This is a genomic window from Streptomyces albireticuli (assembly GCF_021228125.1).
GTDB lineage: Bacteria > Actinomycetota > Actinomycetes > Streptomycetales > Streptomycetaceae > Streptomyces > Streptomyces albireticuli.
The window spans coordinates 1-875 of record NZ_JAJQQS010000091.1 but is presented as its reverse complement, the minus strand read 5'-3'; the positions used below and the strand labels follow the sequence as shown (position 1 = coordinate 875).

Annotated in this window: 1 protein-coding gene; it reads left to right on the top strand. The window is 67.5% G+C overall.

Annotated elements, in window-relative coordinates:
• Positions 1–43: 43 nt before the first annotated feature.
• The gene (locus tag LUZ64_RS36730; RefSeq protein WP_232390655.1) at positions 44–814 is read left to right on the top strand and encodes a transposase family protein; all 771 of its coding nucleotides are present in this window, start codon (positions 44–46) and stop codon (positions 812–814) included.
• The last annotated feature ends 61 nt before the right edge of the window (positions 815–875 follow it).

Sequence of the window (875 nt, the reverse complement as noted above, 5' to 3'; positions counted from 1 at the left end):
TAAAGCGTGTTGCAGAAGGCTGTGATCTGGGAATTTCCTTGGTATGGCCGGTGTGTTGAGGGCTGATCGGGTGTGGGTGGAGACGTTCACGGGTCTGCGGCTGCGGCAGTTTGAGGGTTTGTTGCGGGTGGTGCGTGAGCGGGGCGGCAACGGTCCTGGTGGTGGCCGGCCGTGGTGCCTGCCGCTGGCGGACCGGGTCCTGCTGGTGGCCGTCTACTACCGGACGAACCTCACGATGCGGCAGCTCGCGCCGCTGTTCGGGGTCTCACCGGCGACGGTGTGCCGGGTCATCCAGCGGCTGCGGCCTCTGCTGGCGCTCGAGCCGGCCGCCCGGCCCACGGACGCCGCGGACCGGCTGTGGATCGTGGACGGCACCTTGATCCCGGTTCGCGACCGGACGGTCGGCGCGTCGAGCCGCAACTATCGATTCTCCGCAAACGTGCAGGTCATCATCGATGCCGATACAAAGCTGGTGGTCGCCACCGCCCGGCCGGCTCCGGGCAACAAGGCCGACGCCCATGTCTGGCGGAACTCCGGCCTGCCCGCCCAGTGCCAGGGCGTGACCGTGCTCGGTGACGGCGCCTACATCAACACCGGGCTCATCGTCCCGCACCGCAAACGCCAGGGACGGCCCCTCCTGCCCGGCGAGGAAGAGGACAATGCCGAACACCGCAAGATCCGCGCCCGCGTGGAACATGCCTTCGCGAGGATGAAGAACTACAAGATCCTCCGTGACTGCCGGCAGCGCGGCGACGGCCTCCACCACGCGGTCCAAGCGGTCGCCCACATGCACAACCTCGCCCTGGCAACATGACCAGAACAGCCGGAACCGGGCCCCGACCTGCCAGATCACAGCCTCCTGCAACACGCTTTAA

Bases quoted from the DNA above. Each gene is read 5' to 3' on its own strand.
- LUZ64_RS36730 (WP_232390655.1), top strand. From the start codon at position 44: ATGGCCGGTGTGTTGAGGGCTGATCGGGTGTGGGTGGAGACGTTCACG.